Origin of the sequence: Corynebacterium sp. MSK158, assembly GCF_030229085.1 — a bacterium.
Lineage (GTDB): Bacteria > Actinomycetota > Actinomycetes > Mycobacteriales > Mycobacteriaceae > Corynebacterium.
Map to the genome: position 1 here is coordinate 403329 of NZ_JASPHJ010000001.1, position 21035 is coordinate 424363.

Consider the following 21035-nt stretch of genomic DNA (forward strand, 5'->3'; position numbering starts at 1 on the left):
GGCAAAGACCGCTAGTTTTGCGTGACGCACGCGGAGCTCGCGTGGGATCTTTATCGCACTAATGATATTCCGCGTGCCACATGTTGCCTGCTCGTGGACAATTTCCCCGAGGAGGGCCTGAAAGTTTCTTAATTTGGGTTGCTGTTATCTTTTCGAGACGCTACTGTTACATCTCGTTGGTAACAAGATGGTCACAATCTCGTAACTAACTCGGTGGGGATGTAACACCCGTTCTGCGCAGATTGTGAAAATGACGAAAGAAGACCTAATGCGAAGCAAAGTTCAGCGTGGCGCCGGCCGCCATCGCAAGATTGTCACCTCGCAGACCGCGAAGGGTCGCATTGCCGTAATGACGGTTGCGGCAGGTGCAGTTTCCACGGCCGGCGTTGGTGGCGCAGCCGCCGCAAACATCCAGTCCGATAACGCGGCTACTACCAAGACGCAGTCCGTTGACTTCGAGCTCGCCTCCGACTCCACTCAGGTGGAGGATACTGCTGCGGCTCCGGTTGATACCGCCCCGCAGATCCTCAACGTTGCTGAGGCTAAGCCAGTTGCCGATCTGACCGATCAACTCAACAAGGCCATCCAGGCTTCTGAAGAGCGCGCCGCTGCCGATGAAGCTGCTCGCGCACCTTCCATTGCCCGCCCTGCCGAAGGCGCATTCACATCTCCATTCGCTATGCGCTGGGGCACCTTCCACAAGGGCGTCGACATCGCCAACTCTCCCGGCACCCCAATCCTTGCCGTCATGGATGGTATGGTCATCGACTCCGGTCCAGCTTCCGGCTTTGGTCAGTGGATCCGCATCATGCACGACGACGGCACCATGACCGTTTATGGTCACATGCAAACTCTTGACGTGGCCGTTGGCGAGCACGTGCATGCCGGCCAGAAGATCGCCGGCATGGGCTCGATGGGCTTTTCCACCGGCTCCCACCTCCACTTCGAAGTTCACCCGAACGGTGGCGAGGCAATCGATCCGCAGCCTTGGCTGGCTGAGCGAGGCATCGACCTCTAAGGCCCCCACCCACCCCAACACCTTCTTGTTAAGCGCCGCAGTGGCTTTCCTGCGGCGCTTTTTCATGTCCACAATTGCCCTAAAGACACCAGCGCCGGCTCCCGACCACCGAGGCTGCAGCCAACCTTCCCCAAGACGACCCAAATGCGTCCCAGCCTTCCCATTGCGCCTCCAACAAAAGGCAAGCCCCGTCAAGACAAGCTCCACCACCGGACCCTAGACACAAATTGCGCCGCACAGCCAAGTCCAGTACACAGCCTTGTCGCAGGTAGATACACATTTACGCTAATCACTGGGCTTGAACGCAACACGCCATTTCCAGAGCGGCACACCCACCCCCAAAGTCTACCCCCAGACCCTAAACCAACACTTTACACACGCCACTCTAGCCACATTCGTAACACGCACAACAAGCTGGCATGTTCGAATAATTTCGAACTATTTCCGCCGCTACCAGCGTTTTTTAAGATTGCGCGGGCCGTTCGAGCGGGCTAACTTTTAACTCGTTGCCACGAGCGATTTCGAACGCAAGCATTTCAGCTTTCGGCGTGTCGCAGTTGGCAGTTGCAAGACGCCGCTCTCACTAGGGCACAAGCGTCCCGAGACCATGCACAGCCATGAAAAGGACTTAAGATATGAAGCGCATGAACCGCGCACGCAAGAACGTGGCGCTGAGCATCGTTACGCTCGGCACCGTACTTGCTACCGGCACCACCGCTTTTGCTGCAGAGCCAGTGGCTAGCGTGGACGTATCGGACGGCTCTTCCGAGCCCACCGCTACGAACGTAGATAACGCCGGAGTGGTCGACGCCCTTGTTGGCCTCGCCACCACCTCGGTTGGCCTGCTCAACGGCGAGGCTACCCCGCAGGTAGATGGAAACGAATCCGGCGGAGTAAATATCGTCTTGGATCCTGGTTCTGTACCGGGATTGAAGGAGGCATTCGCTCCGCAGGGAAATCACTCCGGACTCACCACAAAGCGCGGTAAGGACTCCGCGGGCAATACCGTGGTCTTTCCTACCTCCGGCACGCTTACTTCTGGCTTCGGCCAGCGCTGGGGCACGATGCACAACGGCATCGACGTAGCTAACCCGGTGGGCACCCCGATTCTGGCGGTCATGGACGGCACCGTCATCAACTCCGGCCCGGCACAGGGCTTTGGCAATTGGATCCGCATCCAGCACGATGACGGCACCATCTCCGTCTACGGTCACATGCCGGCAGACCAGCTCAAGGTAAATGTGGGCGAGCGCGTGACCGCGGGTCAGGAAATCGCCGGCATTGGCAACGAGGGCCACTCCACTGGCCCGCACCTCCACTTTGAGATTCACCCAGGCGGAGGCGCCCCCGTTGACCCCGTTTCCTGGTTCAACGAGCGCGGCATTTCGGTCTAAAGCTTTTCCATCGGCACTCCGCCGATGAGCATCAGCCGGACCTTACCGGAAGAACCAAAGTCCACGGTGACCGTGGCGCGCTTGCCGGAGCCGGACGTTTCAATGACAGTTCCGAGCCCGTACTTAGCATGATTGACGCGGTCACCCACGGCTAGGTTGAGGTTATTGTTCTTAGGCATTGAGGTCGCCGCTGGCTTGCTGGTGCGCTGCGATGGGGAAGACGCAGCGCGCTGGCCACCGCGGAACCCGCCTCTGCCCCACCCAGACCAGTCGCGGCCATAGGAGCGACCATATTGGTAGTCGTCCTGGCCCCACGCGCCGGTCAGGGAGCTATCGGAGTCTTCGCGCCGCCAGTTGATGAGGTCTTCTGGGACCTCGCCGAGGAAGCGGCTGGCGGGATTAGTCACCGGATTGCCCCACGCCGAGCGCAAAATGGCACGGGTGAGATACAGCTGCTCGCGAGCGCGGGTAATGCCCACATAGGCGAGGCGGCGCTCCTCGCTTAATTCCTTCGGGTCACCCAGTGAGCGCATATGCGGGAATTGGCCATCCTCCCAGCCGGTCAAAAAGACTACGGGGAACTCAAGGCCCTTGGCGGTGTGCAGAGTCATCATGGTGACCACGCCGGTCTCCGAGTCAGGAATCTGATCAGCATCAGCCACCAGCGACACCTTTTCCAAGAAGGCCTGCAACGAGCCCGGCGCAGCCTCACCCTCCTCCACTAACTCGGAAGGATCCACTGCATCTGCACCAGATGCAGCCAGCTGATTCGCGGCCTCTGAAGTAAATTCGCGTGCCACCGATACCAACTCGTTTAAGTTATCTAGGCGCGCTCCGTCCTGCGGATCATTCGAATTTTCCAATTCCGCCTTGTATCCCGTGGCATCCAAAATGGCGGAAAGCAGCTCGCCCAAATCCGGTTGACCGGTAACCTCATCGCGCATGGACGGGATCTGATTGCGGATCCCCTCCATCATGTCGTTGAATTTGGTTACTGCGTTAATGGCCCGAGTGCCAAGGCCAGGGACGTCGCCCCGGGGGACATCGGCAAGCGCCTTGCCAAAGCTAATGCCGTGGTTTTCGGCATGGAGAGCAATATGCCCCTGCGCCTTGTCACCAATGGCACGCTTGGGAACATTAATGATGCGGCGCAGGCTTACCGTATCGTCCGGGTTATCCAAGATGCGCAGGTAGGCCACCATATCGCGGATTTCGCGCCGCTCATAAAAGCGCGTGCCACCCACCACCTTGTACGGAATTCCGGAGCGAATGAAGATATCTTCCAGCGCACGTGAGGCGTTATTGGTGCGGTACATGACCGCGATATCGGAATAGCTGCGTCCTTTATCCACCAGGGAGTCGATTTCTGAGGCGATGAACCGCGCCTCATCATGTTCGTTATCGGCAACGTAGCCCACGATCTGCTCGCCTTCACCATGGGCGGTCCACAGGTTCTTCTCGCGTCGGTTCTCATTTTTAGCGATCACGGCGTTGGCCGCATTGAGAATGGTCTGGGTGGAGCGATAATTCTGCTCCAGCAAGATGGTATGTGCCTGCGGGTAGTCGCGCTCGAACTCCTGAATATTGCGGATGGTTGCACCACGGAAGGCATAAATGGACTGATCGGAATCGCCCACTACGCACAATTCAGGGGCGTCGGGGCCGAGCTCTCCCCTGCCCACGAGCGCGGCAACCAGCGCATACTGGGCGTGGTTGGTGTCCTGGTACTCGTCGATAAGCACGTGCTTAAAGCGCCGCCGATAAAACTCCACCACCTGCTGGTGCTGGGTGAAAATCCGCACCACCTCACCGATGAGATCATCAAAGTCCACGGCATTGGCCGCGCGCAGGCGGCGCTGGTATTCGGCATAGACCTGGGCCACGGTGGTCTCAAAAGGGTTTTTGGTCTGCTGCGCCTTCTCCAGCGCGGATTCAGGACCAATGAGTTCGTTTTTGTGGTTAGAAATCTGATTAGCCAGAACGCGCGGGGTGTACTTTTTCAGATCCAGCTGCATGTCCTTGGCAATCATGGACAAAAGCCGGCGGGCGTCATCGCCATCGTAGATGGTGAAGTTGGTATTAAGGCCTGGGACGAGCTGCGCGTTTTGGCGCAGGATGCGCACGCAGATGGAGTGGAAGGTAGATACCCACATGCGCTCGGCCACAGGGCCCACTAGCCCGCCCACGCGCTCTTTCATTTCCGCCGCGGCTTTATTAGTAAAGGTAATGGCGAGGATCTCCCACGGATTCACCCCACGGTGGCGCATGAGATAAGCGATACGCCGGGTAAGCACGGCGGTTTTGCCGGAACCGGCGCCGGCCACAATGAGCAGCGGGCTTCCAGAGTGGGTTACGGCCTCAAGCTGCTGTGGGTTAAGGCCCTCGGTCAAAGCATCAGAGGATTCGGGTTGCGGGCTCGCCCCGCGCGGTGCGCCGAAGCCACCGAAGGGGCTTGGGGCGGGTGCACCGCCGGTAGAAGGGGAAGGACTAAAAGGAGAGTTTTCGTTCATAATGCCTACCAACCTACTAGCCCCATCGGACACGCCCCGTATCCGCCGTGCGAGCTGCTATTTCCTTTTGCACGAGCGGGTGGCACAATATGGTTTTATGACCGCAGAAGATAAAAAGGACATCGTCAATAATGGCTTGGACATCCGCACGCCTTCAGGCACGGATGATCCCCTATCTGATGCGGAGATCCAACAATATCGCGAAGAAATCAACCGCATGGACCGCATCATCCTGGATGCTGCCAAGCGCCGCACGGAAGTCTCCCAGGCCATCGGCCGCACCCGCATGAGCTCCGGCGGCACCCGCCTCGTCCACACGCGCGAGATTGCAATTTTGAATCAGTTCCGCGATGAACTCGGCGAGGAAGGCCCCACTATTGCCTCTGCGCTGCTGCGCATGGGCCGCGGGCGGTTGGGCTAGCCGAATAATTACTGGCCAGCCGATACTATGCAGTATCCTGGCTAAGCATGAATGCAGTTCTCATCGCCGTCATAGTCATGCTCGTGCTCGCCCTTGTGCGCGTGCACGTGGTGGTGGCTCTCTTCTTGGGTGCCATCGTCGGCGGGCTCATGTCCGGCATGGGACTCGATGCCACCATGGTTGCCTTCCAAGATGGCTTGGGCGGCGGCGCCAAGATTGCCCTAAGCTATGCCCTCTTGGGCGCTTTTGCGATGGGCGTGGCCTCCGCTGGGCTGCCACAGGTCCTGGCTAATTTCCTCATCCGCAAGCTCGGCGGCAGCGGCGAAGCAGACCCCAAAGCCGCCCTGGCCACCAAGTGGATGCTCATCCTCGGGCTCATCGCCATGTCCGTGATGAGCCAGAACCTCATCCCGGTCCACATCGCCTTCATTCCGCTCATCATCCCGCCGCTACTTACAGTGATGAATAAGCTGCGCCTGGACCGCCGGCTAATTACTACCTGCCTGACCTTCGGCCTTATCACCACCTACATGTTCATTCCGGTGGGCTTTGGCTCCATCTACTTAAATGACATCCTGCTCTTTAATATCCAGCAGGCGGGGCTTGATACCTCCGATATCAATATCATGCAGGTTATGGGCGTGCCGGCGCTCGGCATGCTCGCCGGCCTACTCATCGCCATCTTCATTAGCTACCGCAAACCGCGCGACTATGAAAACCTGCCCATCGCGGCTGAGGAGCACCAAGAGGCCCCCTCTGCTTATAAGGTGTGGGTTTCCGTCGTGGCCATCATTGCCACCTTTGCGGTGCAGATTGTCATGCAGGCGCTCGACTTCGAATCCGATGGCCTCATGGTCGGCGCGCTGACCGGCTTAGGAATTTTGCTGCTTACCGGCGCGGTGGATTGGAAGCACGCGGACGATGTCTTTACCAATGGCATGAAGATGATGGCGCTCATCGGCTTCATCATGATAACCGCCCAGGGGTTCGCCTCGGTCATGACGGCGACCAATGAGGTCGGCCCGCTGGTGGATGCCACCGCCAACCTCTTTGGCACCAATAAGGTCCTTTCCGCCGGCGCGATGCTGGTGGTGGGCTTAGTGGTCACCATGGGCATCGGCTCTTCCTTTTCCACCTTGCCCATCATCTCCGTTATCTATGTGCCGCTGTGCATGTCGTTGGGCTTTAGCCCCGCGGCCACCGTGGCGCTTATTGGCACCGCAGGCGCGCTTGGCGACGCCGGCTCTCCCGCCTCCGATTCCACCCTCGGCCCTACCGCGGGCTTGGGCGCGGATGGCCAGCACGACCACATCCGCGACTCGGTCATTCCCACCTTCATCCACTTCAATATTCCGCTGCTTATTGCCGGCTGGGCAGGCGCTCTCATCCTCTAAGACGGCCCGACGCGGTAGTGCTTTCTGGACTACGGTGGGAGGGGTAAATGTTGCCAATGCGCTAGTTGCCAGAAAGGCCAACCATCATGGATATCACCGCATCTGCCCAGTGGAGCGAGCTCGCGAAAGTATATGAGGATAAAAAGGACCTCAACCTCCGCGAGCTTTTCGCCGCCGATGCAGACCGCGCCCGCAACTTCACTTTCGACGCCGCCGGCCTGCACGTCGATCTATCGAAGAATCTGATCGACGGGGACGTCGTCAAGCAGCTGGTGGAAGTAGCCAAGGCCGCCGACCTTGAGGCCCGCCGCGATGCCATGTTCGCCGGCGAGCACATCAATAACACCGAGGATCGCGCCGTGCTGCACACCGCATTGCGCATCCCGGCCGAAGATGACTTGAGCGTTGACGGCCAGGACGTCGCCGCCGATGTCCACGAGGTCTTAGGCCGCATGCGCGATTTCGCCACCGCGCTGCGCTCCGGCTCGTGGCTCGGGCATACCGGCCACACCATCAAAAAGGTAGTCAATATCGGCATCGGTGGCTCCGACCTCGGACCAGCGATGGCGGCCAAGGCACTGCGCTCCTATGAGGTCGCCGGCATCTCCGCCGAATTCGTCTCCAACGTTGACCCGGCCGATATGGCCGCCACACTCGATGGCCTGGATGCAGAATCTACCCTATTCATCATCGCGTCCAAGACGTTTACCACCCAGGAGACGCTAACCAATGCGCACGCCGCGCGCCGCTGGCTCATCGAGCAATTCGATGGTGACGAATCCGCCGTAGCCAAGCACTTCGTCGCCGTGTCCACCAATGCGGAGAAGGTAGCCGAGTTCGGCATCGATACCGAGAACATGTTCCCGTTCTGGAATTGGGTCGGCGGCCGCTACTCCGTGGATTGCGCCATCGGCCTGTCCCTCATGTGCACCATTGGCCCGATGGACTTTATGCGCTTCCTCGAGGGTTTCCACGCCATGGACGAGCACTTCCGCACCACCCCACTGGAAGAAAACGTCCCCGCGCTCATGGGTCTCTTGGGGGTCTGGTACACCAACTTCTTCGGCGCCCAGACCCACGCCGTGCTCCCCTACTCCCAGGACCTCGGCCGCTTCCCGGCCTACCTGCAGCAGCTGACCATGGAATCCAATGGCAAGTCCGTGCGCCGCGACGGCACCGCGGTTACCGCCCCATCCACCGGGGAAATCTACTGGGGCGAGCCGGGCACCAATGGCCAGCACGCCTTCTTCCAACTCATGCACCAAGGAACCCGCCTCATCCCGGCGGACTTCATCGGGTTTGCCCGCCCGAAGCAGGACTTCCCCACCGCCGATGGCTCTGGTTCCATGCATGACCTGCTCATGGGCAACTTCTTTGCCCAGACCAAGGTGCTGGCCTTTGGCAAGACCGCAGAAGAAATCGCGGCCGAGGGCGTAGACGAGGCCGTCGTGCCGCACAAGGTCATGCCGGGCAACCGCCCGACCACCACCATCCTGGCCGAGGAACTCACCCCGCAGACCCTCGGCGCGCTCATCGCGCTCTACGAGCACATCGTGTTCACCCAGGGCGTTATCTGGGATATCAACTCCTTCGACCAGTGGGGCGTGGAGCTGGGCAAGCAGCAGGCTAATGACCTGGCGCCGGCCGTCTCCGGCGCTGAGGCCGCCAACTCCGGCGACCAGTCCACCGATGAGCTCATCGGTTGGTACCGCTCCAACCGCTAAAGGCACACTTTGAGCCGCGTTATCCCCTCTCACCTACTCGGCGAGGCGGATAACGCGGCTGCTTTATGGCCTCGCTTGCCCCACGGCGATGTAAAACAAGCACGTTCTGCCCCAAATCAAAGGAACATTAGGCAGAACGTGCTTGTTTTGTCAGCGGAATGCGGTTTAGAGCTTGACCATCGGCTCCCAGCCGAATGGGATGTGATCAGAGTCCACAATCTTGCGGCCGAACGGGAAGCAGGTCACCGGGATCATCTTCAGGTTGGCCAGCGCGGCTGGGATGCCCACGATGGTCACTACCTGTGCCGCCGCGGTGGTGACGTGGCCAATGGCCAGCCACAGGCCGGCGACCACGAACCAGACGACGTTGGAAAAGGTGGACATGGAGCCGCTGCCCTTTACCGGCTGCACCACCGAGCGGCCAAATGGCCACAGGGCGAAATTAGCCATGCGGAACGATGCGACGCCCGCGGGGATGGTGACGATGAAGATGCAGGCGATGATGCCAAAGATGAAGTAGGCCAAGGCTAGGAGGAACCCGCCGGTGATGAACCAAATGATGTTAAGAAAGGTACGCATGTCCCCCACACTAGCGCGGTCGTCTTACTGCGCGGGGTGAAAAGGCTGGCAATGCGGGCACCACCAGATGATGCGCTCGAGTTCACCTTCATCACCTCCGCGGTCCACCCCGCCGAGCGCGCCCTTGGTGATGAACGTGCCGCAGCGACGACAGCGCTTGCGATTGCGGCCGAAGACATAGGTGGTCTCCCCGGCGCGGCGCACCCCCGTGGTTACGCGCACCGGGGAGGCGCGGTTGCCCCACATGATGCGCCGAGAGATATCGAGGATGCGGTCGGTATCTACCTCGGCCACCGGTGTGGCCGGGTGCACGCCGGCCAAGAAACACGCCTCGGCGCGGTATTCATTGCCGATCCCCGCTACGACTTTTTGGTCTAGCAGCGCCGCTCCGATGGCTCGCTGCGGCTGGGAGTTAAGCCGGCGCAGGGCCTCCTCGCGGTCCCAGTCGGGGTCGAGAATATCCGGGCCGAGGTGAGCGATGCGCTGGTGGTAGTGGTCAGCGGGATAGATGTCCACAAAGCCCAACTGGTGGCCAACGACCTCGATATCGCGCGGGGAGTTGGCCAGCTGCAGCACGATGCGGGCGGTATGCCCAGGCTTGCGCCAGCGATCGCCTGCGTAATGGATGGCCCAAGTGCCGTCCATCTTGAGGTGGGTGTGCACGATGGTCTGGTCAAATTGCATGAAGAGGTGCTTGCCATAGGGCCAGACGCGCTCGCACACCATGCCGTCGAGGTGAACGGTGGCATAGCGTGGCACGCGCACAGAGCAACCGGTCACCTCGCGGCCGGCCATGAACTGCAGTCGGTTGGATAGCTGCAGGACGGAATCGCCTTCGGGCATAACACCTCCTAGGTGGCTTTAGCGGCGGTACCCGCCGCGCGGGCGGAAGCTTCCATTATTGCGCGGAGCGGGCGGCGGATCATCAAAGCTGAGCTCTTCGATGGCCTCGGAGGCCCGGCGTCCTGCGCGCGGGGTGCGCGGGGCGGCGGCGCGGGCAGAGATGCGCACGCCCTTAGGCGTAATCCCGGCGCCGGCGTCGCGCAGGTGGGCCGCCGCATCGGTTTTATGGATGGGGCTGCCATTGCACTTTTCGATAACCAACGGGGACAGCGCTCCCCTCGCCACCATGTCCGTGAGCGCGGAAACCAAGCGGGGATATACCTCTGCTGGGTCGATGCCACCCGGCAGCGATTCGATAAAGGTGGTGAGGGTTTTGCTGCCGCGGGTGAGGTGGGCGATGGGTAGGCCGTCGATAAGCACTACCAGCGCACCGGCCGAACGGGTGGGCCCGCCGGTGGCTTTGCCGTCGGCGTCGTCGCGCTGCGGCCACGGCAGGGCCGCACCGTAGGGATTGGCCGGGTCGCAGGCGGCGAGGACAAAGGTCTCGGGCTCGGTGGTACCAGACGGCCAACCGGTAACATCCGGGGAATCGGCCAAGCCGCGCAGGCGGTCGATGATGGCGGGGGTCGAGAATTGCGCAGCGCCGAGCCCATCGATGACGTAGCCGCGCATGGCCTTGCCGGATTCCTCAAAACCGGAGAGCACCTTATAGGCCAGCGCGAAACCGCCGAGCACATCCTCGGCCACGACGGAGCCGCGGGTGAGCACGCCGTAGCGGTCGAGCCAGGCCTCGCCGTGGGCGACGGACCGGGAGGTGGCATCGGCGGCGGCAGGGACGGCGAGCGACCACCGGCCCATGACATCGGGCGGGGTCCCCGCGCCCGCGGCATTCTGCGCCTGGGCGAAGGAGGTACGACCCATGCGCAGGCGGGAGCGAGTGGGCCGCCGCTTCGAGCGATGCGCGGTGCGGCCCGAGCGGGAACCGCCGGAAGACAGTCGGGTGCGAATAGGCGCGAAAGAATCGGGACTCACCAGGCCCATCTCTACTAACCCCCAGAGGGCCTCGCGGGTCTCCTCGGTGGTCCCGGGGGCCTCGGCGGCAATATCGGCAAAGAGGAAGCCACCGCCGCGGCCGAGGACATCGAGGATGGAGCGCTGCAGCATGCTCACGCCCTCGGCATCGGTTTCCGGGGCTAGCTGGGCCGCGTAGTCAGAAGGCAGCAGCATGATCCAGGGGTCTGCCGCACCGGCCTTGCCGGCGCCGAGGATGAGCACCTCGCCATTAGAAGTGAGCTCATCGAGCATGGTGGGCGAATAATCTCCCACCCGCGCGGGCAGGATGAGCGATTCCCACGCGGAGGCCGGCAGGCGCACCCCGGCTAGCTGCTCGATGACGGAAAAGACGCCATCGGCACCGCGCAGGGCCGGGCGCTTTCCGGCCGGTGCGATGCTATGCCACTCCGGCAAGAAACGGGCGAAGGTAGCGCCCGAGACCGGCTCGGTAGCAGCCCTAGCGACGGCGAGCGAGCGCGAGCGAATGGTCTTCAACACCGCGGCGGCGCAGTACTCCTGCTCCTCCACCCCCTGGCGGTAGCGGCCTTCTACTACCCCATCAAGCGCGCCGAGAACGGTGTGCGCGGCGGAGACGGAAATGCCGAAGGCCTCGGTGAGATCTCGCAGCACAAACGGACCACGGGTGCGCGCCCACCGCGAGACCAGCTGCGGCAAGGCATCAGAAATGGTGGCCACTTGGGCAGGGATGCCGGGAGGAATGGGGATACCCAGGGCGTCGCGAAGCAGGGGCGCATCCTGCGCTTGCGCTAGGTGCTCGCGCCCGCCAATGCGCACGCGCATAATCCGGGTGCCCAGCTGGTCCAGGGCAGATAACGGCACGTCGGTGTGCTCGCCCAGCTCGTCGACGGGAATCGGCCCGAGCACGCGGAGCAGGTCCGCAACCTCCTCGGTGGTGCGGGCCCGACGCGAGGGATCGGTGCGCTGCAACTGGGCATGGACCTCGGCGATGATCTCTGGATCGAGCAACTCGCGCAGCTCCACCGTACCGAGGAGCTTGGCTAGAAGCGCTGGATCGAGGGCCAAGGCGGCCGCGCGCTTTTCCGCCAACGGGGAATCGCCCTCGTACATGAATGCGCCGGTGTAGTTAAACAGCAGCGAGGAGGCAAAGGGCGAAGGCTGCTCGGTGGTGACCTCCGCGATGCGGATGCGGCGGTGCCCCAGCTCCCGCATGACTTCCGTAAGAGCTGGGACATCGTAGACGTCCTGCACACACTCGCGCACCGTCTCCAAGATGATGGGAAAGGACGGGTACTTGCGGGCGACGTCCAAAAGCTGCTCGGCACGCTGGCGCTGCTGCCACAGCGGCGCGCGCTTGCCGGGATTGCGCCTGGGCAAAAGCAGCGCGCGGGCCGCGCACTCGCGGAAGCGGGAGGCAAAGAGCGCAGAATTGCCCACTTGCTCGGCCACGATATCGGCAATCTCATCCGCGTCGAAGGCAAAAATGGCTCCATCGGGCTCGGATTCTGCTTCCGGCAGGCGCAGCACGATGCCGTCATCACCGGCCACGGCCTGCGGATCCATGCCGGTGCGCTCGCCTACCCTGGCCCCCACCGCAAGTGCCCACGCGGAGTTGACCGGCCGGCCAAACGGGGTATGCAGCACCACACGCCAATCGCCTAGCTCATCGCGGAAGCGCTCAAGCACCAAAGTCTTTTCATCCGGGATGACACCGGTGGCTTCATTCTGCTCCTGCAAATAGGCCACGATATTGGAGCGCGCATTATCATCGGCATCTGCAATGATATCCGGCGACGAAAATACCTCGCGGCGGTACTCGCCCAACGCCTTGCCCAGCTCATAGGGGCGGCCCGCGCCATCGCCATTCCAAAACGGCAGGCGCCCGGTATGCCCCGGTGCGGGCGTGACCAACACCTGGTCGCGAGTGATGTCCTCGATGCGCCAACTGGTAGCGCCCAAGGTAAACACATCGCCCACCCGGGACTCGTAGACCATCTCCTCATCCAGCTCGCCCACCCGGCGCGGAGCACCACCGGAGCCCTCGCCCGAACCGGTATAGAGGAATACGCCAAACATGCCCCTATCCGGAATCGTGCCGCCACTGGTCACGGCCACGCGCTGGGCGCCAGGCCGCGCGGTCATTACTCCCGTCACACGGTCATAGACCACGCGGGGTTTAAGTTCCGCAAAGTCCGTGGACGGATACACACCGCTTACCAAGTCCAGCACGGAGTCATAGACTTCCCGCGCTAGATCGCGGTAGGGCCAGGCCCGGCGGACCATCTCGTACCACTCATCGGCATCGAGCCCGTCCTCGCCGGCCGCGGCCACGGCCGCCACTGTCTGCTGCGCCAGTACGTCCAGCGGGTTGCGCGGGGTATGCATTTCCTCAATGAGCCCGGCGCGCATGCGCGATACCGTCAGCGTGGACTGCACCAGATCCGCGCGGTGCTTGGGATAAAAGGAGCCGTGCGAAACCGCGCCCACAAAGTGCCCGGCGCGGCCCACGCGCTGCAGCCCGGAGGCCACGGAGGGCGGCGATTCCACCTGCACGACTAGCTCCACGGCACCCATATCGATGCCCAGCTCCAGCGAGCTTGTGGCCACCACGGCATTGAGCGTGCCCTCCTTCAGCATCGTCTCTGTCATCGCCCGCTCGTCCTTGGATACCGAGCCGTGGTGGGCGCGGGCGATGACCGCCGGGGCCTTGCCGGCGACGTCGACCTGTTTCATCAGTTGGGCTGGGTCGCGCCGAGTCTCAGGCGAGAGCGAATCCGGATCGTGCTCTTGTGCATAGAGCTCATTGAGCCGGCTGGTCAGTCGCTCGGCGGTGCGCCGAGAGTTTACAAATACCAACGTGGAGCGATGCGCCATGATTTCCGCATAGAGGTCATCCTCAATAAACGGCCAGATGGACTTGGCCGTGGGCAGCGCGGATTCATCCACGGAAGGAGAGCTGATGCCAATCGCATCATCCACCGTCATCTCCCCAATGGTGGAGCCTTGCTCCGGCGTGGGGAGATCGGACATATCCTCCACCGGCACATGCACGTCCAGCTGCCACTTCTTCTCCGCGGCCGGCGCCACAATTTCCACCGGCCGGTTGCCGCCCAAGAAGTTTGATACCGCAGACAGCGGCCGCACGGTGGCGGAAAGTCCAATGCGCTGGAAGTCTCCTGCCACCTGCTGCAGGCGCTCCAAAGTCAGAGCCAGATGCACGCCGCGCTTGGTACCGGCTAGGGCATGGATCTCATCGATGATGACGGTATCCACCGTCTTTAAAATCCCCGCCGCCTTGGAGGTCAGCATCAAATAGGCCGACTCCGGGGTGGTAATCAAGATATCCGGCGGCGTGCGCACCTGCTGCGCACGCTCCGCGGAAGGCGTATCGCCCGAGCGCACGCCTACCGATATATCCGGCACCTCCAGCCCTAGGTTCTCCGCAGTGCGCGCGATGCCGGTCAGCGGGGCGCGCAGGTTATTTTCCACGTCCACGCCCAGCGCCTTGAGCGGCGAGATATACAGCACCTTCACCCCGGCGGCGGATCCAGTTGTCCCTGACCCCACCGGCAGCGCCAGCTGCCCCTCGCGCTCGACCAAATTATTCAGCGCCCACAAGAACGCGGCGAGCGTCTTACCAGAACCGGTAGGAGCCACCACAAGGGCGTGCTCGCCACGGGAAATCTTCTCCCAGGCCTGCGCCTGCACGGCGGTAGGAGCAGCAAATACATCCTTAAACCACTGCGCTACTTGGGGCCGGAAGCGGTCGAGGATGTTTTCTGGCATGCCCACACTCTAGTCCGCGTTGTAATGTGGGCACCATGACCGTCGAGATTTCTGATTCCCGCCTGACCAATTCCCTCGCCCAGGGCTGCGGTGAGATCCTGAAAGGCGTGCGCAACGGGGGCCTGCTACGGGGCCTTTCGCTTGGCGACGCCGGCGATGAAGCCGCCCAAGAATGGATCTCCCGCGTCCTCGAGCAGCACCGTCCCCAGGACGGCATGCTCTCTGAGGAAGCCTCCGATGACCTAGCCCGTTTGAAGAAGGACCGCGTATGGATCGTGGACCCGCTCGACGGCACCAAGGAATTCGCCACCGGCCGCCAGGACTGGGCCGTGCACATCGCCCTAGTAGAAAACGGTATCCCCATCCACGCGGCGGTAGGCCTGCCGGATCTCGGCGTTACTTTTAAGTCCTCGGACGTCCGGGCGGTCACCGGCCCGCTGTCCAAGAAGTTCGTTGTCTCCCGCAATCGCCCGCCCAAGGTAGCCGACTACATTGCGGAGAAAATGGGCTATGAAATCGTGGGCGTCGGCTCTGCGGGCGCCAAGGCCATGCACGTGCTGCTCGGCGATTATGACGGCTATATCCACGCCGGTGGCCAGTACGAGTGGGATCAGGCCGCTCCGGTGGGCGTCGCCCAGGCGGCCGGCCTGCACTGCTGCCGCCTCGACGGCTCCGAAATCCGCTTCAATAATGAGGACACCTTCATCCCGGACATCCTCATCTGCCGCCCCGAGCTGAAGGATGAAATCTTGGAGCACGCCCAGGCCTTTGCCGCGGAGCACGGCGTATTCTAAACTAGTGCGCATGATTGAGACCCCGTATGAGGATCTGCTGAAGAAGGTCCTAGAGACCGGCACCCCCAAAGGCGATCGCACCGGCACCGGCACGCGTTCTATTTTTGGTGCGCAGCTGCGCTATAACTTGGCCGAGTCCTTCCCGCTGCTGACCACCAAGAAGGTCTACTTCCATGCGGTGTTGGGCGAGCTTTTGTGGTTCCTCAAAGGCGAGTCCAATATTAAGTTCCTGCAGGACAATAAGGTCCGCATCTGGAACGAATGGGCGGATGAGAACGGCGAGCTAGGACCGGTCTACGGCGTGCAGTGGCGCTCCTGGCCCACCCCGGACGGGCAGCACATCGATCAGATCCAGCAGGCGCTCGACACTCTGAAGAATAACCCGGATTCCCGCCGCAACTTGGTCTCTGCATGGAACGTCGCGGAGCTAGACAGGATGGCTCTGATGCCCTGCCACCTGCTCTTCCAGCTCTACGTGGCCGATGGCACCTTGTCTATGCAGGTCTATCAGCGCTCGGCCGATATGTTTTTGGGCGTTCCCTTTAATATCGCCTCCTACGCGGCGCTGACCCACATGTTTGCCCAGCAGGCTGGCCTCAAGGTGGGCGAGCTCATCTGGACCGGCGGCGATTGCCATATCTATAACGACCATGTGGAGCAGGTCAAAGAACAGCTTTCCCGCGAGCCGCGCCCCTACCCGCAACTCAACCTCCACAAGGCGGAAGACATGTTCTCCTATGACTTCACCGATTTTGAGATTGAGGGCTACGACCCCCACCCCACCATCAAGGCGCAGGTGTCCGTCTAATGTTGGGCGCAATCTGGGCACAGTCCCTGGACGGCATCATTGGCGATGGCGAGCAGATGCCCTGGCACGTGCCGGAGGATCTCAAGCACTTTAAGGACGTGACCATGGGCGCGCCGGTCATCATGGGACGGAAAACCTGGGAGTCCCTCAACCCCAAGTTCCGCCCGCTTCCCGGCCGCGAGAACTACGTGCTCTCCTCCCGCACGCCCGGCCAGTGGTCCGCCGGCGCCCAGGTGCTTACCGCGATGCCCTCGCTTTCCGACGCCTGGGTTCTCGGCGGCGGCCAAATCTACACCGCTACTTTGGACCAAGTGGACCGCATTGAGGTCACCCTCATGGGCGTTAATATCGGTAGCACCTACGGCGATAAATCCATCTACGCCCCCGCCATCCCCGAGGAGTTCGGCCTGGCCCACAGCACCGACTGGCTCACCTCCGCCAAGGGCCACCTCGCGCTGCCGGACAAAGAGGCCAGCGACCTCCCCATCAAGTACCGCTTTTTAACCTACGACCGAAAGGATACAGCCTAATGACTGTACAAACCCCCGAAACCAACTCCGACGTCACCATTTTCTACGCCGACTGGTGCCCCTTCTGCGCCAAGCTCATCAAGAACTTGGACCGCACCGAAACTCCATACGAGCTTGTCGACGTCGAGGGTGAAAACGCCGACGACATCAATGCCTGGATCGAATCCGTCAACGACGGCAACCGCATCATCCCCACTGTCCTCTACTCCGACGGCACCCACGAGACCAACCCACCAGCCTCCTCCGTGCGCAATAAGCAGAAGGAATTGGCGGAAAACTAAGCCATTTCGGGGCACTCCTGCCCCACTGCTATGATTAGCCAAGTTGCACACGCAACCCCGCCCCAGTAGCTCAGGGGATAGAGCACGGCTCTCCTAAAGCCGGTGTCGGTGGTTCGAATCCACTCTGGGGCACCATGTGAAGTCTCGAGACATCGTTCCGGTCGGTGTCTCGAGATTTTTCGTTTTTAGTTGCCCCGTTGGGGGTTGAGTTCGTTGGTCCTGGCCCCCGGAAAGTAGACACGTCGGGGGTTAGCTATGCTGCTTGGGTCAGTGTAGCTGAATTAAGCGCTTCGAAGTCATCGCGGGCTACAGGATTGCACCAGGAGTGCCGCCTGCGCGTGTTGTAGCGCATGCACCATCGGAAGACTTCCTGGCGGCAGCTGATTGGACTTTCAAAGAGTTTCCTATCACGCAGTACTTCACGCTTTAAGGTGGCGTTAAAGGATTCTGCTAGGGCGTTATCGGCACTCGTTCCCACTGCTCCCATGGATTGGCGTACACCTAGTTGGGCGCAGTGGTTCCTAAATGCTTGTGAGGTGTACACACTGCCGTGATCGGAATGGAAAATTGCCCCTTTAAAGCTTCCGCGGACTTTCCTGGCATGAGTCAAAGCTTCGATAACCAGCGATACCCGCATGTGATCGGCTAGTGCATGACCGACAAGTTTGCGAGAGTAGACGTCGATGACCGTGGCAAGGTACATGTTTTTGCCACCCTTACACGGCAGGTACGTAATGTCGCCAACATAGACGTGGTTCGGCCTGTCAGCGGTGAATTTGCGGCCCACTAAATCTGGCATGACGCGGTGACCAGGCTTACGCCTGGTAGTGACACATCGGCGGCGCTTGGTAAAGCCTTTCAGCCCCATGGATTTCATAATGCGTGCGACCTTCTTGTGATTGATCGGGCCGAAATCCGTATCACTGTTGAGGCTCGCAGCGATGCGTTTAGCACCATAAAGCCCGTGCTCATCATCAAAAGTGGTCTTGATTCGTGCACCAATAAGAGCATCAGAACACATCTTTAACCTGCGTTTTTCGCGGGTTTGCACCCATTTATAAAACGAGGAGCGATTGAGCTTTAACACGTGGCACATCCGCTTAACCGAGTACTCGGTTCGGTGGTCATAGACAAACTGGAAGCGGATTACCAGCGTGTCTCTTCGGCAAAATATTTCGCGGCCTTGCGCAGGATGTCGCGTTCTTCACGCAGCTTTGCGTTTTCGTTTTCTAGCTGGCGGATCCGCTCAGAATCAGTCGTCGCCTGAGCTTTATCACGCATGTTTTTCGAGTGGGCACGTTTGCCGGTGCCGTACTGCTTAAGCCAGGAATAAAGTGAAGAACGATTGATTCCTAGCTCTGCTGAAGCCGTGTGAAGTGAGAGGTCCTCATTGTTTTCGTAGAGGGCCACAGCATCACATTTGAACTGTTCGGAGTACCTAGGCATGGTGGTAGATTACCTTTCTTCCCAACCCAACCGGGCTGGATATCAGGTGTCTACCTAACGGGGGCCAGGTCCAATCTCGGACATCCTCAACGGCAACTCGCGGCCAACGTTGGAGACCGTGGCCAGACTCGAAGTCGGCCTCGGTGTGCGTCTGAGGCCGGGGTAAAGACCGCCCGCGGAAATACGTAGTTCGTTTTGCATACCTCCACCGTGTCGCAGGAAAACAATCACCAGCAGAAAATAGTGGGGCAATTCACTAAGCCGTAAGAGGACGACAAGTCGTCTTAGACCGCCTCGGCGGAGTAATCCGGTACACCGTTACGGGAACTGAGGCTCCCGCCTTACCGGCGATCCAAAGATCTGTTCGTCTCGGGACGCATTTTCTTCTGTGTCTGTTGCTGCCTCGGCTACCATAAAGTGCGAAGTATTTGACAGCCCCGACAAACGAAACGAGGCAGCGAAACGGTGGCCTGCGCGAAGCAACTACTTGAATTGACCTGGTTCAACAAGGACAAGGCGCTCATTCCCAGTGAAGAGGGACGCTACGCCTACGAGTGGGTCGACCCGAAAGACCCACGGTGCTGCGAGACTCGGGCGCTCGTCGTTGACGAAGTGGTCACGGGCGAGCAGTCGCCGAAGGACAAGGACACGCAATACTCGGAGCGGGCTGACTTGGACCCAACCGGGGACAATTTGTTGATTCTCGGTGAGTCCGGCGACGTTCTGGAAGCGCTTACTCGGCTGCCGGAGTTGCGCGAGAAGTACCTCGGCAAGATCAAGTGCATCTACATAGACCCGCCTTTTAACACCGCCCAAACCTTCGCCAACTACGAGGACAACCTCGAACACTCCGTTTGGCTCACCATGATGCGTGACCGCCTCGTTCACCTACGCAAGCTTCTTAGCGATGACGGGTCGATTTGGGTCCACCTGGACGACGTGGAGAACCACCGCATGCGCGTGCTTATGGACGAAGTGTTTGGAAGTGGGAACTTCGTAGCGGAAGTAGTGTGGGAAAAGACGTATTCGCCCAGAAACGATTCGAAGGGCATTCCCGCAGTCACTGACACCATCCTGGTTTATGCCAAGTCTGGTGGGTTTGTTCCGAATCGTCTTACGCGGACGGCAGAGATGGACGCCCGTTACTCGAACCCGGATAACGATATCCGCGGACCGTGGAAGGTCGCTGACCCAACGGCATCTGGTTCTTCTACTCACCAGGGCATGGTGTACGCGATCGAGCATCCTCTCACAGGTGAACTCATCTACCCATCGAAAGGGCGGCACTGGGCTCAAGGTCAGTCGGATGTCCTCGAAGAAATGAGACGCTACAGCAACCAGTATGGACTAGCCGACATTCACGATGAGGCTAAACGAGCGGAACTATGTGGTTTGCTACCTGAGGAGGTTCGGCCCAATGTTCAGGCCGTTATTATCCAAGGCGACAAGGCGGCTGCGCACGAAGATGCTTTGGAGATCTTCAAAGCAGGGAATTGGCCAAGATTGTGGCTTACCAGCGGTGGAAAGGGCGGCCTCAGTTTCAAAACCTATCTAGAAGGAAAACCAGGGAAAGCTCCAGTCAGTTTTTTATCTTACAAAGACGTTGGTCACACGGACACCGCGGCGAAGGAAATTCGAGCACTCTTCCCGGGAACTTCGGCGTTCTCCACCCCCAAACCCGAACGCCTCCTAGAGCGCGTCATCCACATTGCAACGAACCCCGGTGACATTGTCCTCGACGTGTTTGCCGGTTCGGGAACGACCGCCGCGGTAGCTCAGAAGATGGGACGCCGCTGGGTCACCTGCGAGCTCGTGGAGGACACCTTCAACCGCTTCGCCCGCCCACGCCTGGAGAAGGTCATAAACGGCGAGGACCAGGGAGGAATCAGCATCCAGAAGCCAGAGCGCGTTGACGCGACCGAGGAAGGTCTGCCCGAAGGTCTCTCACCGGAAGCTGCCCAGAAGTTCAACAGCGCTCTCAACAAGGTGCTCGCAGCAAACCCCGAATTGAAAGCCGAAGCGGTAGTCAAGGCGCTTAAAACTGCGACGAGGACCAAGAACCAGAAGGGCGTAGTCAACTGGCGTGGAGGCGGTGGTTTTACGGTCGCCCACCTTGCACCACAAAGTTTCGACTACGTCCCCGAATTGGGTCTCGTCACGCTGACCGAAGCGGCAACCGGCGCGACGCTCGTCAACTCTGTCGCAGCGAACCTCAACTTCTCGCTCACCCCGGATAATCGCCATTTCGACGGCAAGCGCGGCTCTATGTTCCTCAAAGTGGTCGAAGGCCGGCTCGACAAAGACAAGGCCGAAGAGCTTCTCACACATCTCGATGACAGTGAAGGCGTAACGCTCGCCGCAACAGAGCTCGAACCGGGAGTCAGGCAGTTCGCGAGGACAACGGATAAGCCGTGTCAGATTGTCCATATTCCCAACGACATCTTCACTTACTCGGTTACGCAGGAGGGCAAGTAG

At 60.6% G+C, this 21035-nt stretch carries 15 protein-coding genes and 1 tRNA gene; 11 read left to right on the forward strand and 5 right to left on the reverse strand.

Translation table 11 applies throughout. The features are described from left to right. Positions 1-268: 268 nt before the first annotated feature. Together QP915_RS01895 and QP915_RS01900 are read left to right on the forward strand one after the other, a co-directional pair. Positions 269-1018 (forward strand): M23 family metallopeptidase, encoded by a 750-nt coding sequence (locus QP915_RS01895; RefSeq protein WP_284767708.1) that lies wholly within the window; start codon positions 269-271, stop codon positions 1016-1018. Between the two features lie 635 nt (positions 1019-1653). Further along, entirely contained in the window at positions 1654-2412 is a 759-nt protein-coding gene (locus tag QP915_RS01900) for a M23 family metallopeptidase (RefSeq protein ID WP_284767709.1), read from the forward strand. Here QP915_RS01900 and pcrA read toward each other — a convergent pair. After that, positions 2409-4922: a DNA helicase PcrA gene (gene pcrA, locus QP915_RS01905; protein ID WP_284767710.1), complete on the reverse strand. Its 2514-nt coding sequence runs from the start codon at positions 4920-4922 to the stop codon at positions 2409-2411. The two genes, QP915_RS01900 and pcrA, sit on opposite strands and share 4 nt — an antisense overlap. Before the next feature lie 97 nt (positions 4923-5019). Between pcrA and QP915_RS01910 the strand changes: the two genes are divergently transcribed. The 3 genes from QP915_RS01910 (at position 5020) to pgi (ending at position 8461) form a co-directional block, all read left to right on the forward strand. Continuing rightward, on the forward strand, positions 5020-5343 hold the full coding sequence (locus QP915_RS01910; protein ID WP_086588683.1) for a chorismate mutase: 324 nt from the start codon (positions 5020-5022) through the stop codon (positions 5341-5343). A 47-nt stretch (positions 5344-5390) separates the two neighbouring features. Further along, positions 5391-6737, forward strand: a complete 1347-nt coding sequence (locus tag QP915_RS01915) for a Na+/H+ antiporter family protein (RefSeq protein WP_284767716.1) — start codon at positions 5391-5393, stop codon at positions 6735-6737. Positions 6738-6823: 86 nt separating this feature from the next. Beyond that, positions 6824-8461, forward strand: coding sequence for a glucose-6-phosphate isomerase (gene pgi / locus QP915_RS01920; RefSeq protein WP_284767718.1), 1638 nt, complete (start codon positions 6824-6826; stop codon positions 8459-8461). Positions 8462-8626: 165 nt separating this feature from the next. On the opposite strand, the gene QP915_RS01925 is transcribed toward pgi, so the two are convergent. From QP915_RS01925 to QP915_RS01935, 3 genes are read right to left on the reverse strand one after another with little or no spacing between them, the layout of a single operon-like run. After that, entirely contained in the window at positions 8627-9040 is a 414-nt protein-coding gene (locus QP915_RS01925) for a YccF domain-containing protein (RefSeq protein WP_049377693.1), read from the reverse strand. A gap of 24 nt (positions 9041-9064) precedes the next feature. Then, entirely contained in the window at positions 9065-9883 is an 819-nt protein-coding gene (locus tag QP915_RS01930) for a DNA-formamidopyrimidine glycosylase family protein (protein ID WP_284767719.1), read from the reverse strand. Positions 9884-9901: 18 nt separating this feature from the next. Next, a complete protein-coding gene (locus tag QP915_RS01935) occupies positions 9902-14701 on the reverse strand; it encodes an ATP-dependent helicase (RefSeq protein WP_284767720.1) in 4800 nt (1599 codons plus the stop codon). Positions 14702-14736: 35 nt separating this feature from the next. Between QP915_RS01935 and QP915_RS01940 the strand changes: the two genes are divergently transcribed. The 5 genes from QP915_RS01940 (at position 14737) to QP915_RS01960 (ending at position 17249) form a co-directional block, all read left to right on the forward strand. Continuing rightward, positions 14737-15495, forward strand: a complete 759-nt coding sequence (locus tag QP915_RS01940; RefSeq protein WP_284767721.1) for a 3'(2'),5'-bisphosphate nucleotidase CysQ — start codon at positions 14737-14739, stop codon at positions 15493-15495. Between the two features lie 10 nt (positions 15496-15505). Then, positions 15506-16303 (forward strand): thymidylate synthase, encoded by a 798-nt coding sequence (locus QP915_RS01945; RefSeq protein ID WP_284767722.1) that lies wholly within the window; start codon positions 15506-15508, stop codon positions 16301-16303. Then, a complete protein-coding gene (locus tag QP915_RS01950; RefSeq protein ID WP_284766833.1) occupies positions 16303-16833 on the forward strand; it encodes a dihydrofolate reductase in 531 nt (176 codons plus the stop codon). Before QP915_RS01945 ends, QP915_RS01950 begins: the two co-directional genes overlap by 1 nt. Next, positions 16833-17114 carry a glutaredoxin domain-containing protein gene (locus QP915_RS01955; RefSeq protein WP_284767723.1) on the forward strand — a complete coding sequence of 94 codons (282 nt, stop codon included), beginning with the start codon at positions 16833-16835 and terminating at the stop codon, positions 17112-17114. Before QP915_RS01950 ends, QP915_RS01955 begins: the two co-directional genes overlap by 1 nt. Positions 17115-17173: 59 nt before the next feature. Further along, positions 17174-17249 (forward strand) — tRNA-Arg (locus tag QP915_RS01960). A gap of 118 nt (positions 17250-17367) precedes the next feature. Here QP915_RS01960 and QP915_RS01965 read toward each other — a convergent pair. Beyond that, positions 17368-18560 (reverse strand): IS3 family transposase gene (locus QP915_RS01965; protein WP_502869302.1). Its coding sequence is split into 2 segments (ribosomal slippage): positions 17368-18278 and positions 18278-18560, totalling 1194 coding nucleotides; the frame shifts between segments, so codons are not numbered across the junction. Positions 18561-19025: 465 nt separating this feature from the next. On the opposite strand from QP915_RS01965, the gene QP915_RS01970 reads away from it, so the two are divergent. Further along, positions 19026-21035 (forward strand): site-specific DNA-methyltransferase, encoded by a 2010-nt coding sequence (locus QP915_RS01970; protein ID WP_284767727.1) that lies wholly within the window; start codon positions 19026-19028, stop codon positions 21033-21035.

Bases quoted from the DNA above. Each gene is read 5' to 3' on its own strand.
- QP915_RS01895 (WP_284767708.1), top strand. From the start codon at position 269: ATGCGAAGCAAAGTTCAGCGTGGCGCCGGCCGCCATCGCAAGATTGTC.
- QP915_RS01900 (WP_284767709.1), top strand. From the start codon at position 1,654: ATGAAGCGCATGAACCGCGCACGCAAGAACGTGGCGCTGAGCATCGTT.
- pcrA (WP_284767710.1), bottom strand. From the start codon at position 4,922: ATGAACGAAAACTCTCCTTTTAGTCCTTCCCCTTCTACCGGCGGTGCA.
- QP915_RS01910 (WP_086588683.1), top strand. From the start codon at position 5,020: ATGACCGCAGAAGATAAAAAGGACATCGTCAATAATGGCTTGGACATC.
- QP915_RS01915 (WP_284767716.1), top strand. From the start codon at position 5,391: ATGAATGCAGTTCTCATCGCCGTCATAGTCATGCTCGTGCTCGCCCTT.
- pgi (WP_284767718.1), top strand. From the start codon at position 6,824: ATGGATATCACCGCATCTGCCCAGTGGAGCGAGCTCGCGAAAGTATAT.
- QP915_RS01925 (WP_049377693.1), bottom strand. From the start codon at position 9,040: ATGCGTACCTTTCTTAACATCATTTGGTTCATCACCGGCGGGTTCCTC.
- QP915_RS01930 (WP_284767719.1), bottom strand. From the start codon at position 9,883: ATGCCCGAAGGCGATTCCGTCCTGCAGCTATCCAACCGACTGCAGTTC.
- QP915_RS01935 (WP_284767720.1), bottom strand. From the start codon at position 14,701: ATGCCAGAAAACATCCTCGACCGCTTCCGGCCCCAAGTAGCGCAGTGG.
- QP915_RS01940 (WP_284767721.1), top strand. From the start codon at position 14,737: ATGACCGTCGAGATTTCTGATTCCCGCCTGACCAATTCCCTCGCCCAG.
- QP915_RS01945 (WP_284767722.1), top strand. From the start codon at position 15,506: ATGATTGAGACCCCGTATGAGGATCTGCTGAAGAAGGTCCTAGAGACC.
- QP915_RS01950 (WP_284766833.1), top strand. From the start codon at position 16,303: ATGTTGGGCGCAATCTGGGCACAGTCCCTGGACGGCATCATTGGCGAT.
- QP915_RS01955 (WP_284767723.1), top strand. From the start codon at position 16,833: ATGACTGTACAAACCCCCGAAACCAACTCCGACGTCACCATTTTCTAC.